The organism is Pseudomonas sp. FSL W5-0203 (assembly GCF_001896155.1).
Taxonomy (GTDB): domain Bacteria; phylum Pseudomonadota; class Gammaproteobacteria; order Pseudomonadales; family Pseudomonadaceae; genus Aquipseudomonas; species Aquipseudomonas paracarnis.
Map to the genome: position 1 here is coordinate 31477 of NZ_MPOR01000030.1, position 13926 is coordinate 45402.

General features: G+C 57.3%; 12 protein-coding genes. 6 read left to right on the plus strand and 6 right to left on the minus strand.

The genetic code is table 11. The annotated features are described in order from the left end of the window. Positions 1 to 41: 41 nt before the first annotated feature. From BOP96_RS22060 to BOP96_RS22070, 3 genes are all read right to left on the minus strand, one after another. Positions 42 to 992, minus strand: a complete 951-nt coding sequence (locus tag BOP96_RS22060) for a FecR family protein (protein WP_019818704.1) — start codon at positions 990 to 992, stop codon at positions 42 to 44. A gap of 26 nt (positions 993 to 1018) precedes the next feature. Then, a complete protein-coding gene (locus BOP96_RS22065; protein WP_073454030.1) occupies positions 1019 to 1519 on the minus strand; it encodes a sigma-70 family RNA polymerase sigma factor in 501 nt (166 codons plus the stop codon). A 79-nt stretch (positions 1520 to 1598) separates the two neighbouring features. After that, positions 1599 to 2000 carry a c-type cytochrome gene (locus tag BOP96_RS22070; RefSeq protein ID WP_020301884.1) on the minus strand — a complete coding sequence of 134 codons (402 nt, stop codon included), beginning with the start codon at positions 1998 to 2000 and terminating at the stop codon, positions 1599 to 1601. A gap of 147 nt (positions 2001 to 2147) precedes the next feature. Between BOP96_RS22070 and BOP96_RS22075 the strand changes: the two genes are divergently transcribed. The 3 genes from BOP96_RS22075 to BOP96_RS22085 are packed head-to-tail and all read left to right on the plus strand — an operon-like array spanning position 2148 to position 5666. Then, positions 2148 to 2948 carry a glucose 1-dehydrogenase gene (locus tag BOP96_RS22075; RefSeq protein WP_019818709.1) on the plus strand — a complete coding sequence of 267 codons (801 nt, stop codon included), beginning with the start codon at positions 2148 to 2150 and terminating at the stop codon, positions 2946 to 2948. Continuing rightward, entirely contained in the window at positions 2941 to 4767 is a 1827-nt protein-coding gene (locus BOP96_RS22080) for a glycoside hydrolase family 15 protein (RefSeq protein WP_073454032.1), read from the plus strand. The genes BOP96_RS22075 and BOP96_RS22080 overlap by 8 nt, the downstream gene beginning before the upstream one ends. After that, positions 4755 to 5666 carry an alpha/beta fold hydrolase gene (locus tag BOP96_RS22085; protein ID WP_014717848.1) on the plus strand — a complete coding sequence of 304 codons (912 nt, stop codon included), beginning with the start codon at positions 4755 to 4757 and terminating at the stop codon, positions 5664 to 5666. The genes BOP96_RS22080 and BOP96_RS22085 overlap by 13 nt, the downstream gene beginning before the upstream one ends. Here the strand turns inward: BOP96_RS22085 and BOP96_RS22090 are convergent. Then, the gene (locus BOP96_RS22090; protein ID WP_014717847.1) at positions 5652 to 6620 is read right to left on the minus strand and encodes a GlxA family transcriptional regulator; all 969 of its coding nucleotides are present in this window, start codon (positions 6618 to 6620) and stop codon (positions 5652 to 5654) included. The genes BOP96_RS22085 and BOP96_RS22090 overlap by 15 nt on opposite strands. Before the next feature lie 88 nt (positions 6621 to 6708). Here BOP96_RS22090 and inhA point away from each other — a divergent pair, with 88 nt between their 5' ends. Continuing rightward, positions 6709 to 7389 (plus strand): isonitrile hydratase, encoded by a 681-nt coding sequence (inhA, locus tag BOP96_RS22095; RefSeq protein WP_019818712.1) that lies wholly within the window; start codon positions 6709 to 6711, stop codon positions 7387 to 7389. 165 nt (positions 7390 to 7554) lie between these two features. Here the strand turns inward: inhA and BOP96_RS22100 are convergent, their stop codons facing one another. Together BOP96_RS22100 and BOP96_RS22105 are read right to left on the minus strand one after the other, a co-directional pair. After that, positions 7555 to 7809 (minus strand): DUF6124 family protein, encoded by a 255-nt coding sequence (locus BOP96_RS22100; RefSeq protein WP_019818714.1) that lies wholly within the window; start codon positions 7807 to 7809, stop codon positions 7555 to 7557. A 558-nt stretch (positions 7810 to 8367) separates the two neighbouring features. Continuing rightward, positions 8368 to 9534 carry a restriction endonuclease gene (locus BOP96_RS22105; protein WP_057710173.1) on the minus strand — a complete coding sequence of 389 codons (1167 nt, stop codon included), beginning with the start codon at positions 9532 to 9534 and terminating at the stop codon, positions 8368 to 8370. Positions 9535 to 9758: 224 nt separating this feature from the next. Between BOP96_RS22105 and BOP96_RS22110 the strand changes: the two genes are divergently transcribed. Together BOP96_RS22110 and BOP96_RS22115 are read left to right on the plus strand one after the other, a co-directional pair. Then, positions 9759 to 12056: an AAA family ATPase gene (locus BOP96_RS22110; RefSeq protein ID WP_057710174.1), complete on the plus strand. Its 2298-nt coding sequence runs from the start codon at positions 9759 to 9761 to the stop codon at positions 12054 to 12056. After that, the gene (locus BOP96_RS22115; RefSeq protein ID WP_057710175.1) at positions 12053 to 13924 is read left to right on the plus strand and encodes a UvrD-helicase domain-containing protein; all 1872 of its coding nucleotides are present in this window, start codon (positions 12053 to 12055) and stop codon (positions 13922 to 13924) included. The genes BOP96_RS22110 and BOP96_RS22115 overlap by 4 nt, the downstream gene beginning before the upstream one ends. Positions 13925 to 13926 lie beyond the last annotated feature (2 nt).

The window sequence follows — 13926 nt, forward strand, 5'->3', positions numbered from 1 at the left end:
AGTTGTACGAGAAGACGAAGAACTCGAAAAAAACCTGAACGTCAGCGTGAAATAATTTCCTGGCTACCGTCCGGCAAAGTGCGCAAGGCGACCGGCAGGATGTGGGGCAAGGCCTTGAGCAAAGCGTCGGTGTCGCTGGATTTGAAGACGCTGGTCAAGCGCAGGTTGCCCACCGCTGCCGTACTGACCCGCAGCGGTTGCTCGCGGTAGCGCGACACTTCCCGCGCCACGTCTACCAGGGTGGCGTTGTTGAACACTAGTTTACCGCTGCGCCACGCGGTCAGTTCTTCAGGGTTCACCGCGTAGGCCGCCGCCACTTGGCCTTGGGGATCGACATGGGTGCCACGCCCGGCGGTGAGCGTGACGATGTGATCGGATGCCCGGCCCTGCACCTTGACCGTGCCGGCTTCGACCGCCACGCGGGTCTGGTCCGCCTCCCGACGTACATCAAAGCGCGTGCCGGTGACGGTCACCTGCCCTGCCCCGGCTGCGACCACAAACGGGCGTTCGGCGTCATGTTGCACGCTGAACATCGCCTCGCCCTGCTTGAGCTCTACGCCCCGACGGCTCTTTTCGTAGCGAACCGCGACCACGCTGCGGCTGTTGAGGTCCATCACGGAACCGTCAGGCAAGGTCACCTGACGATGCTCGCCTAACCGCGTGCTGAATTCGGCATTGTAGGGCTTTGGCTGCCCCAGACCGCTGTACGCACCCAGGCCCACTGCAACGGCGACCACACTGGCGGCCACGGCATAACGCAGCAGCGCACGCCGTCCAAGGCGCTCGGTTGGCGCATCGCCCAGCGCCTGCAAGCGGGCCTTGGGCAGCAAATCCGTCGCACTCCATAGCCCTTGCAGCACATCGATTTCGTACTGATGCGCGGGCTGCGACCTGCGCCAGGCATCGAAACGTTGACGTTCCTGGGCGCTCAATGGGCCGTCTTGCAGGCGTACAAACCACTGCGCGGCCTCATCACGGACACGGTTATCCATCGTGGAAGATCCTGTTTCAAAGCCGGTCATGGCGCGCTCGCATCCAGACGATCACGCAGATGCCGCAAGGTGCGGATCATATACTTTTCCACCATGTTTTTAGACAGCCCCAGGCGTGTGGCGATTTCCTGCTGGGTGAGCCCTTCGATCTTTTGCCAGATGAAAATTCTGCGACAGTTGAGCGGCAACTCGGCCAGCGCCCGCTCGATGGCGTCGGCCAATTGGATCGCGTGCATGTAATGTTCCGGGTCGCTACTGTGCGGCGTACTGTGATCAACCACCTGCAGCGTCAACGTCTCGCGAAGGTCTTCGCGGCGGTAGGCGTCCACCGCAATATTGCGCGCGGTTTGATGCAGGTAGGCGCGCGGTTGCGCCACCTCGCAGGCAGCGGACTCAAGCACACGCACGAAGGTGTCGTGCGCCAGGTCTTCGGCTTGCTGACGGTTTCTCAGGCGGCGTGTCCAGGTGCCGATCAACTCTTCGTAGTGCTCGAAAAAGCCTGTTCTGCGGGGCGGCTGAGGAGTCATCGCGAGAGCACTGGGGAGGCGGGGCGTGAATAGTAATGCTTCCTATTAAGTGGGGCAATTGGTGCTCATCGCCCACCCACTATTTGTTTGAAATGACCTCACTCATGTATTGATGCAAATCGCGAAAGTCTTTAACACTCCAGGCATGTGGCGCGATCTTTACGCCATTGTCTTGCAGCGTCTTGGGGATCAGGTTGCCATTGGGGCGAAGAATGACCGAGGAGACAATAACGCCAGGATATTCATGGAGTCGTTTCTTGAAGGCGGCGGTTGTCAGGTCAGGGGTTGGCGGATTGCTTTTTTTAGCCAATGGCCCCGTGCCTTTGATATCGGACCCATGGCATACAGCACAGCGCTGTAGATACAGCGTTTTACCATTGCTGTTATCGGCAAGGCACAGGGCTGTTTGAGTCAGTGATAAAACGGCCAAGACGCCGCTGACTAACAGTTTGATCAATCTGGTATCGGCCCGCGCCTGCATTCCATCGCTTCCTGTATTGCCCTTTGTTTTCAGCATCATACGATAAAGTCGCGCTTTTACCCGCGCTGGGCGTAAACGCGAGGGGGTGAACTTCCGCTCCCCGCCGCCAGTCAGCAAGAAGGACTCTCATAAAACGGTGGGTGGGCGATGCAGATTTCCTTGCAGCAACAAGTGGCCCTGGTCACCGGGGCCAGTTCCGGCATTGGCGCGGGCGCGGCCAAAGCCCTGGCCGCAGCAGGCGCCGCAGTGGTGCTTAACTACAACTCCCAGGCGGCACCGGCTGAGGCTCTCGCCGCGCAGATCAATGCCAACGGCGGCCGAGCGCTTGCGATTGGCGGCGATGTGTCCAAGGAGGCTGATGTCGAACGCCTGTTCGCCCAAACCCTCGACGCCTTCGGCCATCTGGATATTCTGGTGGCCAACTCCGGCCTGCAAAAAGATGCCAATCTGGTCGACATGACCCTTGAGGATTGGAACACGGTGATTGGCGTCAACCTCACCGGGCAGTTCCTGTGCGCTAGGGCGGCGGTGCGTATCTTCAATCGCCAGGGCGTTCGTGAAGGTGTGTCACGGGCCGCCGGCAAAATCATCCATATGAGTTCGGTGCATCAAGTCATCCCCTGGGCCGGGCATGTGAATTACGCCGCGTCCAAGGGCGGCGTGGAGATGCTGATGCGCACCCTCGCCCAGGAAGTCAGCGAACAGCGCATCCGTATCAATGGCATTGCGCCAGGGGCGATTCGCACGGCGATCAACCGCGCGGCCACCGAAGGCGCGGCAGAACAAGAGCTGCTTAAATTGATTCCCTATGGTCGTGTCGGTGACGTCGAAGACGTGGCCAACGCCGTGGTGTGGCTGGCCAGCGATGCCTCTGATTATGTGGTTGGCAGCACCTTGTTCATCGATGGCGGTATGAGCCTCTACCCGGAGTTCCGTGGCAATGGTTGATTTCAAGAACGAACCTCAAAGTGCCATTGATGCCCACGGGATCATTGGCGACATGCGCAGCGCGGCACTGGTGAACGACCGCGGCAGCATCGACTTCTTCTGCTGGCCGGAATTTGACAGCCCGTCGGTGTTTTGCGCATTGCTCGACACGCCCGAGGCCGGCACATTTCAGCTTACCCCGGACCTGCCCAACGCCCGCCGCGAGCAGATCTACCTGCCCGACACCAACGTGCTGCAGACCCGCTGGCTGAGCGATGAAGCGGTGGTGGAGATCACCGACCTGCTGACCGTCAGCGAAAACGTCGATGAACTGCCTTTGCTGATCAGGCGGGTACGGGTGGTCAGTGGCAAGGCGACTATCCACTTAAGCTGCGCCGTGCGCCACGACTATGCCCGGGCCGCTACCGAGGCGAAGGCCGAGGCTGCCAGTGTCGTGTTCACCGCCAACGGCCAACCCGGCCTGCGCCTGACCGGCAGCCAGTCGCTGACCCTCCAAGACAACACCGCCATCGCCACCTTTACCCTCGCCCAGGATGAAGGCGCCGAATTTGTCCTCGGTGGCCAGGAGGATGCGCGCGTCACCAACGACTGTACTGACCTCTACCTGGAGCGCACCTTGAAGTTCTGGCGCGGTTGGATCAGCCAGTCCAACTATGGCGGGCGCTGGCGCGAGATGGTCAACCGCTCGGCACTGGCGCTGAAATTGCTGACCTCGCGCAAACATGGCGCCATTATCGCCGCGGCCACGTTCGGGCTGCCGGAAACGCCCGGCGGCGAACGCAACTGGGACTACCGCTATACCTGGATCCGCGATGCGTCGTTCACCGTCTATGCGTTCATGCGCCTGGGCTTCGTCGAGGAAGCCAACGCCTATATGCGCTGGCTCAGGGGGCGGGTCAGCGACTGCTGCGGCCAGCCGACCAAGATCAACATCCTGTACGGCATCGACGGTCGCCAGGAACTGCCGGAAACCACCCTCGACCACTTGAGCGGCCACGGCGGCGCCCAACCGGTACGGGTGGGCAATGAGGCGTTCGATCAGATCCAGCTGGATATCTATGGCGAACTGATGGACGCGGTCTATCTGGTGAACAAGTACGGCGAAGCCATCTCCCACCAAGGCTGGAAACACACGGTGGAAGTGGTCGACCAAGTGTGTGAGATCTGGAACCGCAAAGACGTAGGCATCTGGGAAATGCGCGGTGAGCAGCACCACTTCCTGCATTCACGCCTGATGTGCTGGGTGGCCCTGGACCGTGCCATTCGCCTGGCCTCCAAACGTTCGCTGCCGGCCCCGTTCGCACGCTGGGACCAGACGCGCCAGGCGATCTACGCCGACATCTGGAGCAACTTCTGGAACGAAGAACGCGGGCATTTCGTCCAGCATATCGGCAGTACGGCGCTGGACGGCTCGATGCTGTTGATGCCGCTGGTGCGCTTCGTTGCAGCCACCGACCCGCGCTGGCTGGCGACGCTGGAAGCGATCCAGAAAAGCCTGGTGCGCGACGGCATGGTCTACCGCTACCGCAATGACGACAGCCAGATCGATGGGCTGCAAGGCGTCGAAGGCGCGTTTGCCGCCTGCTCGTTCTGGTACGTCGAATGCCTCGCGCGCGCCGGGCAAGTCGAAAAAGCTCATCTGGAGTTCGAGCAGTTGCTGCGTTACGCCAACCCGCTGGGGTTGTACGCCGAAGAGTTCGACAGCCAGGCCCGGCACTTGGGTAACACGCCCCAGGCCTTGAGCCACTTGGCATTGATCAGTGCGGCAACGTTCCTGGACCGCAAACTCAGCGGGGAGAAAACCGTATGGCAACCGTGACGTCCCCTGCGCCGCTGCTGTATGTGCGCACAACCCTGCTTGATGTGGCTTACGAAACCCACGGCCCCATCGATGGCGAACCGGTGATCCTGTTGCATGGCTTCCCTTACGACCCACGGGGCTACGACGACATCGCGCCGGTGCTGGCTGAACGTGGTTATCGGGTATTGGTCCCGTATTTACGCGGTTATGGCCCGACGCGATTTATCAACACGCAAGTGATGCGCTCCGGCCAACAGGCGGCGCTGGCCAAGGATTTGCTCGACTTCATGGATGCATTGTCGATCCCGCAAGCCACCCTCGCCGGCTTTGACTGGGGTGGGCGCGCCGCCTGTATTGTCGCGGCGCTATGGCCACAGCGGGTGCGCGGGCTGGTGACCGGCGATGGCTACAACATCCAGGCCATCAGCCAGTCGCTCAAACCCCGGCCGCCTGAGACAGAGCACCGGCTCTGGTATCAGTACTACTTTCACACCCAGCGCGGGGTCGACGGCTTGACGGCCAACCGGCGTGAACTCTGCCAATTGCTCTGGACGCTGTGGTCACCGTCCTGGGCCGAAGGGCCAAGCCGCTACGCCCTGACCGCGCCGTCGTTTGATAACCCGGATTTTGTCGAGGTGGTGATTCATTCCTATCGCCATCGTTTTATGTATGCGCCGGGTGATCCCGCGCTGGAATACATCGAGCAGGCGCTGGTGCCCCAACCGGCGATATCGGTACCGAGCATTTCGTTGTGTGGGGCCGATGACGGTGTGGGCCCGCCGCCGCTTGTGGATGACGATGTGGAGCACTTCAGCGGCTTTTATCGCCGGCAGGTGTTGCCCGGCGTGGGTCATAATGTTTTCCAGGAAGCGCCGCAGGTCACGCTTGAAGCACTGCTGGAACTACTGGAGCGGTGAAAAACGCTCTCGATAAGCCTGGGGCGTCACTGACAAGGCCCGCAGAAAGCTGCGGCGCAAAGTCTCTTCACAGCCAAAACCGCATTGCATGGCGATACGTTTGATGGAGGTCGTGCTGTCTGCCAGTTGCCGGCGTGCGTTTTCGACGCGAATCAGTTCCACGGCCCGCGCCGGTGTTTGGCCAGTCTCGGTGCGGTAATGGCGTACAAAGCTGCGCTCGCTCATGCCAGCCTGGGCTGCCAGGGTGGCGATGCTCAAATCCAGCGTCAGGTTATCGGCGATCCAGGCATGCAGCTCGGCAAAACGGCTGTCGCTCTTTTGCAGGGATAACGTCACGCTGAATTGCGACTGACCGCCAGGGCGCTTGAGGAACACCACCAAGTGGCGCGCCACCTCCAGGGCAATCGCACGCCCCAGGTCATCCTCTACCAGGGCCAGGCACAGGTCGATCCCGGCGGTCACGCCAGCAGACGTCCACACCGCGCCCTGCTGGATGAAAATCGGATTGGCCTCCACCGTGAGTGCAGGGAACTTGCGCGCCAGTTCTTCACAGCGCGTCCAGTGCGTGGCCACGCGGCAACCATCAAGCAGACCACTGGCGGCCAGCAGAAAAGCCCCGGTGCAGACCGAGGCCATGCGCCGGGTGTGCAGGGATTTATCACGCACCCATTGCACCAGCGTCGGGTCCTCGGCAACACCGTACACACCCCAGCCACCGGCGATCACCAGCGTGTCGCAGGGCTGGTCAATGGCGGGCAGCGGCTCGGCCAGCAGCGCCAGGCCGGCCGACGTCATTACCGGCCCAGCCTGAGTAGCAATGACGTTGACCGCGTAGGGCAATGGCAAACCACGTTGGCGCGCGAGATCGTTAGCCGATGCGAACACTTGTAGAGGCCCGGTGACATCGAGCACCTGGGCATTCTCAAACGCGAGCACATGAATAATTTTTGGCATGATTGGCGAGATTAGTGGGCTCAATGGCGTATTCGCCAAAGCCTAGGCTTCTACAGTAAGGACGTCCATCCCTTTCGGAGCGTGAATCATGACCTTGCAGATCGGCTTTCTATTGTTCCCCGGCATCCAGCAACTGGACCTTACCGGCCCCTATGATGTCCTCGGTTCGCTGCCAGACGTGAAACTGCACCTGGTGTGGAAAGACCTGGCACCGATCACCTCCAGCACCGGCTTGGTGTTCACGCCGACCATCACGTATGCCGACTGCCCGAACCTGGATGTGCTTTGCGTACCCGGCGGCGCCGGTGTGGGCCCGTTGATGGAAGACCCGCAAACCCTGGATTTTCTCAAGGCCCAGGCACAGACAGTGCGCTACATGACCTCGGTGTGCACCGGTTCATTGGTATTGGGCGCGGCAGGGTTACTGCGCGGTCGCAAGGCCACCACCCATTGGGCCTACCACCACCTGCTCGCCCCGCTCGGTGCTATTCCCGTACAGGAACGTGTGGTGCGTGACGGCAACCTGTTTACCGGCGGCGGGATCACCGCCGGCATCGACTTTGCCCTGACTCTGGCCGCGGAGTTGTACAGCGAAGCGGCGGCGCAACTGGTACAACTGCAGATCGAATACGCGCCGGCCCCACCGTTTGACTCAGGCCGCCCGGAGACGGCGCCCCGGCATGTGCTGGAGGAAGCCAACAAGCGCACGGTGGAGTCACGCAGAGTGCGCGGGGAGATTGTTGCGCGGGCAGCTGCGCGGTTGGGGTGAATGTTCATCCGTGGCGAGGGAGCTTGCTCCCGCTGGGGCGCGAAGCGGCCCCGTTCTTGGTTAGAGAATAATGGGACTGCTACGCAGTCCAGCGGGACGGTTCGACGCCTCGACAAGCTCCCTCGCCACAGTACAGCGCTGCTTCTTAACTGACGGGCATCGCCGTTACTGCGCTCGCGTCTCGCCGCCTCCCTCTACTACCCGATCAACCAGCAACTGAACGCCCTCCACCATTCGGCAAATCCCCAGCACTACACTGCGCTGCGAACCTTCAACCTCAAAGGCCAGGTGCGCCGCAATGGCATTGATGGAGTCCAGATCCTGGGAGGCATTGACCAGCAGGGTTTCGGTGTCGAGGTTGGGATGGAGGGTGAAGAGCAGGTTTGAATCTGAAGGAGGATTGGGGCTGTCTTTGATCATGGTGTAGTTCCTGAGAGTAATGGACTACCACCGAGTTTTTCTCACGAACTGAAGGTGGCAGCTGTACGCGGAGTGAGAAAACCAAGACCCCAGGAGCTTGGCCACGCCGAAGCGTGCCCGCGCACAGCCGCCATAACAGCGAGCCGAAAAGCGCGTGCACTGTATACGGTGAGCGCTTTTGCGCCAATGGAGTAGTTCGGATTTCTCACGTCCGGTCGCTGAATTGGCAGCGACTGGGCAAGACTAGTGATGACCATTCTTAGCAGCAACCTGAAAAGGTTGTAGGAAAAAGCCGGGCTCGGTGCTTGACCTTAAGATGAGTCCTAGTCCGTTGTACGAAAGTGAATTGGCAGTAGATCAGTCACCGATGTTTGGCTGATCTACCGCTATCACACCTTCGGTATTTACACATCTCCAGGTATGGCGCTTTACCTGTGGGGGACTGTAAAAACCTTGGAGTGAAGTGCTGTCGTACTCCTGACACGTATCGCCCTCCCTCAGATCTGTACCATTATGCGGCCTTGGCGATTGCCGTTTAGACCGCTGACCGGTGCAGGCCTAGGCGTTTTCTTCCTCGGCCTGGAAGACCTCGATGAGCTTTTGATTGTAGTCATCAAGGTAGCTCTGGAGCCCATCCCGGTCGATTAGTCGCACGCCTGCCGTGCTGGCCAACTCCTTCGCTGATTTCGTGTAATAGGAGTTCGTAACGACCATGGCCTCGTCACAACCGTAGAAGGTTTTAGCAGAGATGGCCTGCTGCACAGCAGCGTTACCCACAGAGCCAGAGTAATTCTTCGCTTGGATGACCATGTTTTTACCGAACCGGGTAACGAAAAGGTCAGCGCCCTGATCTGCAGTTTTCTTGGTCTCTTTGACGTCGTAGCCGATGGTTTGGAAGATCTCAACCAAGAAGGCTTCAAACTGAAAACCGTCCATGGCATCCACTAGGTACATGGTGATGAACTGATTCGGATTGAAATGCTCGAGCTGAGATCCCAGCCGCTCGACGAGAATATCGAAATAAATCTCCTCGCAGAGGCTCAGCCCATTCCGGAAAACCTGTATCGGGAGGAGTGGCACACCAGATGTCGACGCTGCTTGGGGATTGAATTGAACATTGGGGAAAGCTACGTCATTTTCCCAAAGGTAGTAATAGAACAGAGCCAAGTCAGACCTAAATGTCGTTCCTGCCTCTTCAATCCAAGAACGTAATGTGTCGGCAAGGTCAGTTCGAATGTGCCTGGTCAACTCTCTGGAGAAGCCCAGATAGGCAGAGTTGAAGGCGGTGGTCTGCAACAGCTTGTCCAAGAGAGATGGAAGCCCTTCAAGCTCGTCAAAGCCTTTGCGAATCAGGACTTCCCTAAACAGTTCCCTCTCGCTGTAAACCCCATCCAATCGTGGCCCAGGAACGCCCGCGTCATCGCTACTAGCTGCGCTTTCGCGAGTGGTATGAATAAAGTTCGTAAAGTATGGCTGCTTCAGCTCTGCGTACTTTCTCAAAACGTTATTCAGGAGATCGTTGAGCTGCGCTTGCTCCTTTTTCTTCCCGAAAAAGTCTTGGATCAAGCCTTTGGATCTGTATTGAAAGTCGGGATAAAACGAAGGATCCAGTGGCGTGAGGTGTCGCAACGTAAGCTCTGATGACGGCGAAACTTGAGAGCCCATGCACCAGGGGCATGCGATCTCGAAGGTAGTCCTATTGCATCCATTGCATTGGTAAATCATCGTTTTCGTTCCTTCCCAAGTCATCGCGCGCCTTCACGCACATCCTGCTAGCGACCATAGCTCAGTGCCATCACTCAGTCCACGAGCTTGTTTCTACTGCACACAGACGCATCAATGATGGCGAAACCCCATCACGGCGGTTGGAGTGCCGGGCCGGCTAAGCTAGAGTTCCAGCATCTATCAGCCGGACGCTCCGTTGCTGAGCAGTCACCAGGGAAGCGACTATGCAAATTCAGCATCTGGAAATCGCGAACTTTCGCAAGCTCCTATCCGTACGAGTCGACCTCGCAGCCGAGACCACACTACTCGTTGGAGCCAACAACAGTGGCAAATCATCTGCGGTGCTGGCCTTGCGTAAGTTCCTACTTTCGAAAGCGTCGATTTTCAGATTGCAAGATCTTACTCTGAGCCATCTCGCCACAATCGATGCCATTGGTGAAGCTTGGGAGGCTGCAGATGATAGCTTCTCCATCCCAGTCGCAAATGAATGGGCTGACTGGTTGCCAACGCTAGATATTTGGCTTGAAGCAACTCAGGGCGAGCTTCATCACATCCGAGATCTCATACCGAACTTCGCTTGGAAAGGCGGCCATGTCGGTATGCGATTCCGGCTGGAGCCAGATGATATGCCAACGCTGTTTGTCGATTACCGCAAAGAGCGAGCACGAGTGAGGGAGCTTCAGCAGGAAATTCAAAAACAGGCAGCGCTAGGTACGCAGCCACCATCGCTTCCGCTCTGGCCGCAGAGCTTGCATGACTACCTGAATCGTCGAATCGGTAAAACCTTCAAGATCCGATGGTACCGACTTGATTCAGGCCAGCTACGAGCTCCAGATCCTGCAACTCGTAAAGCTAACCAGCAACCGCTTGCGGCCACAGCAACGCCACTCGAGCGCAATCCCCTAACAGACCTGATACGAGTCCACGAGATCAATGCTCAACGCGGCTTTGGTGACAGCGCTGACGAAGGCGTCCTAGAGGGAGGGCATGGATCGGGCAGGAAGCTCTCGGAACAATTGCGAGCGTACTACAGCAGGCATCTCGATCCAGGCGATAGCCCAGATATTTCAGATTTGGAGGCACTCAGAGCAATTGAGGCAGCTCAAACTGCCTTTGACACTCGCCTGAGCACGAGCTTTGCGCCTGCGCTCAAGGAAGTCGTCGGCTTGGGCTATCCGAATAACTCCGACCCGTCCATCCGAGTTTCCACCCGCCTCGCCCCTACGGACGGGATGAACCACGAAGCAGCTGTGCTGTTTGAATTGGATTCCGTTGGAGGAGCCCCTGGAGCACCGCCTCTTAGGCTTCCGGAGACGTCCAACGGGCTCGGCTACCAGAACCTCATCTCAATGATATTCCGATTGATGGCATTTCGAGATGAATGGCTTAAGAAGTACAGAAGTCCTGAAGAGCAAAGCGCTACTGGTGTTGAGCCTATACATTTGGTTCTAATCGAAGAACCGGAGGCCCACCTGCACGTCCAGGTTCAGCAAGCATTCATAAAACACGCCTACCATGTGCTGTGCAGCGACCCATTGTTAGCGAAGTATCCGAATCTCAGGACGCAGCTGATGGTCAGTTCCCACTCCAGCCACGTAGCTCATGAAATTGACTACGAAAACTTGAGATACTTCCGCAGGCTTCCGTCCGGCATGGCTGGGATTTCAATCCCAGTCACTACCGTCTCGAACCTAAGCGCAGTGTTCGGCGAGTCCAATCAAACGAAGGAATTCGTTACCCGTTACCTTCGGGCACAACATGCCGACCTGTTCTTTGCGGATGCGGTGATCCTTGTTGAGGGGGCCGCTGAGCGCATGATGCTTCCGCATTTTTTGAGGCAACACTTTCGTTTCCTAAACCAGTGCTACATAACCATTTTGGATATTGGGGGAAGTCACGCGCATCGGCTCCGGCCCCTGATCGATGCGTTGGGCATTGTCACTCTGGTGATAACCGACTTGGACGCGGGCCTTCTACAGGTAGGCAAACCTGTCGAACGGAAGAAAGGCCAAACCACTAATAACCCAACCGTGCGCCATTGGATGCGAGCAGCAGGCCTTGGACATGATGTGGACTCATTACTGGATCTGCCCTTTGACAGTAAAGCCCAGCAAATTGACGATCTATTTTCGATCAGGATCGCTTATCAAACGCCCATTACTGTCCGCTTACCCAAAACTGGGCTCGATGTCGAAGCATTGCCAAATACCTTTGAAGACAGCCTCGTCTTGAGCAATACAGAGTATTTTGCTAACAAAGCGGGGCGCGGGCTGATGCGATCCTTTGCCAAGTCGCTACGGGAAGCAGAAACATCCTTAGAGCTTGGCACCGAGCTATTCACCAAGCTCAAGGATGGTGATAAGGCTGAGTTCGCACTACACGTTCTCGGCGACTCTAATTTCGCCACGTTGAAGGTGCCTACTTACATCCATGAGGGCTTGGCGTGGCTGCAGTCCAAGCTCGAAAGAAAAAGCAAAGAACTACTGGTCGTCCCTTCAGCGATTCTCGAGGTGACGCCATGAGCCGGCAGCCGGAAGCTGCTACGGATGATGTTCCAGATGCCGATCAGATCATTCAGGAATGTCTGAATCTCGACCATCCGAAGAGTTTTTTCCTATACGCCGGCGCTGGCTCTGGAAAAACCCACTCATTGGTCGAGGCCGTGAAAAACCTGAAAAATAGGGAGCGGCAACGGCTGACGTTTGAAGGGCGTCAAATCGCGATCATCACCTATACAAATGCTGCATCCGAGGAAATTTCCCGCCGTCTTGAACACGATCCATTGGTGGTCGTATCAACTATCCACGCGTTCTCTTGGCGGATGATTCAAGGCTTTAATACCGACATACGTGAGTGGCTTAGGGCCAAGCTCACGCGAGATATTGGCGAGCTTAATGAGAAACTCGGAAAGGCTCGAGGGCAAAACAAGACATTTCTAGCGAATCAAGCTTCGAGGGATAGCAAAGCTCGTCGTCTTGATTCCCTGGATGAGATATCGACATTCATTTACAGCCCTACTGGCGATAATCGCGGTAGGCAAGCCCTAAATCATAGCGAAGTCATTCAAATGGCCGCTGCTTTTATTCAGCAGCCTCCATTGTTGGACGTTATGGCGGATCTGCATCCGGTAATTTTGATTGATGAGAGCCAAGATACTTATGGGCCTCTCATGGACGCTTTTCTGCAAGCACAATCCCTCATCCCTGACCGTTTTTGTCTCGGGCTTCTCGGCGATACCATGCAACGCATCTACAGCGATGGGAAGTTGCGTTTGGAGGAAGCGATCCCTCCAGATTGGGCTGTGCCCGAAAAACGTATGAACCGTCGCTGCCCAACAAGGGTTGTTGATCTTATCAACGTAATTCGTGCGAGCGCAGACAGCCATCAGCAGAAGCCAAAGCCTGACGCTATAGAAGGCACAGTTCGAATGTTTTGCACCCAACAGATACCAGGTCAAGGTTTCGAGTTGGAGGAAGACATCGCACAGCGCATGGCCGCCATCACCGGCGACGCTCAGTGGGCAATTGGTAAAGACGGAAGAAAATCTCTGATTCTTGAACACAAAATGGCCGGACGCCGAATGGGGTTCGAGGGTGTGTTCACACCGTTGTATGGAGTTGAGCACCTGCGCACGGGGCTACTGGATGGAACACTGCCAATCTTGAAACTGTTCTTCGAACGGGTAGCCCCTATTCTTCAAGCGGCCAAGACGAACAGTTTCAGTCTCATGGAGGCTGTGCGGCTTCAGTCTCCGCTTCTCGATACAAAATCTATAAAAGACGCGCCTGACCAATTTGCTTTGCTTGATAAAGCAGGAACAGCAACTGAGTCGTTGTGTGAACTATTCAGTGCCAACGATCCCTTGATTGGAGAGGTGGCTCATGTACTGTTCGAAACTGGCTTACTAGATCTCCCTGATCGCCTTGTGACAGCTCTATTACTGGGCGCCACAAGTGACGATCCTCCCGAGACATCGGATCGTGATGCGTTGGAAACCCATGCATACCAGATTCTACTTGGACGCCCCTTCTCGGAAATGGCTGCGTTCGCCGGGTATACCGATGGACTATCCCCTTTCGACACGCATCAAGGCGTGAAGGGACTGGAGTTCCCAAGAGTCATGGTAATCCTAAACGATGAGGAGGCAGGTGGTTTCCTTTTCAGTTACGACAAGCTCCTGGGGGTCAAGCCTGCTTCTGACAGCGATGTAAAAAATCAACGCGAAGGTAAAGATGACTCCTTGGCCCGCACTCGTCGCCTACTGTACGTCACTTGCAGCCGGGCCGAAGAAAGTCTCGCCATTGTGGTTTATACCGGTCAGCCTGCGACGGCGAAACAGCGAGTGATTGAGGCAGGCTGGCTCCAGCCAGAGGAGATCGAAATTCTATGACC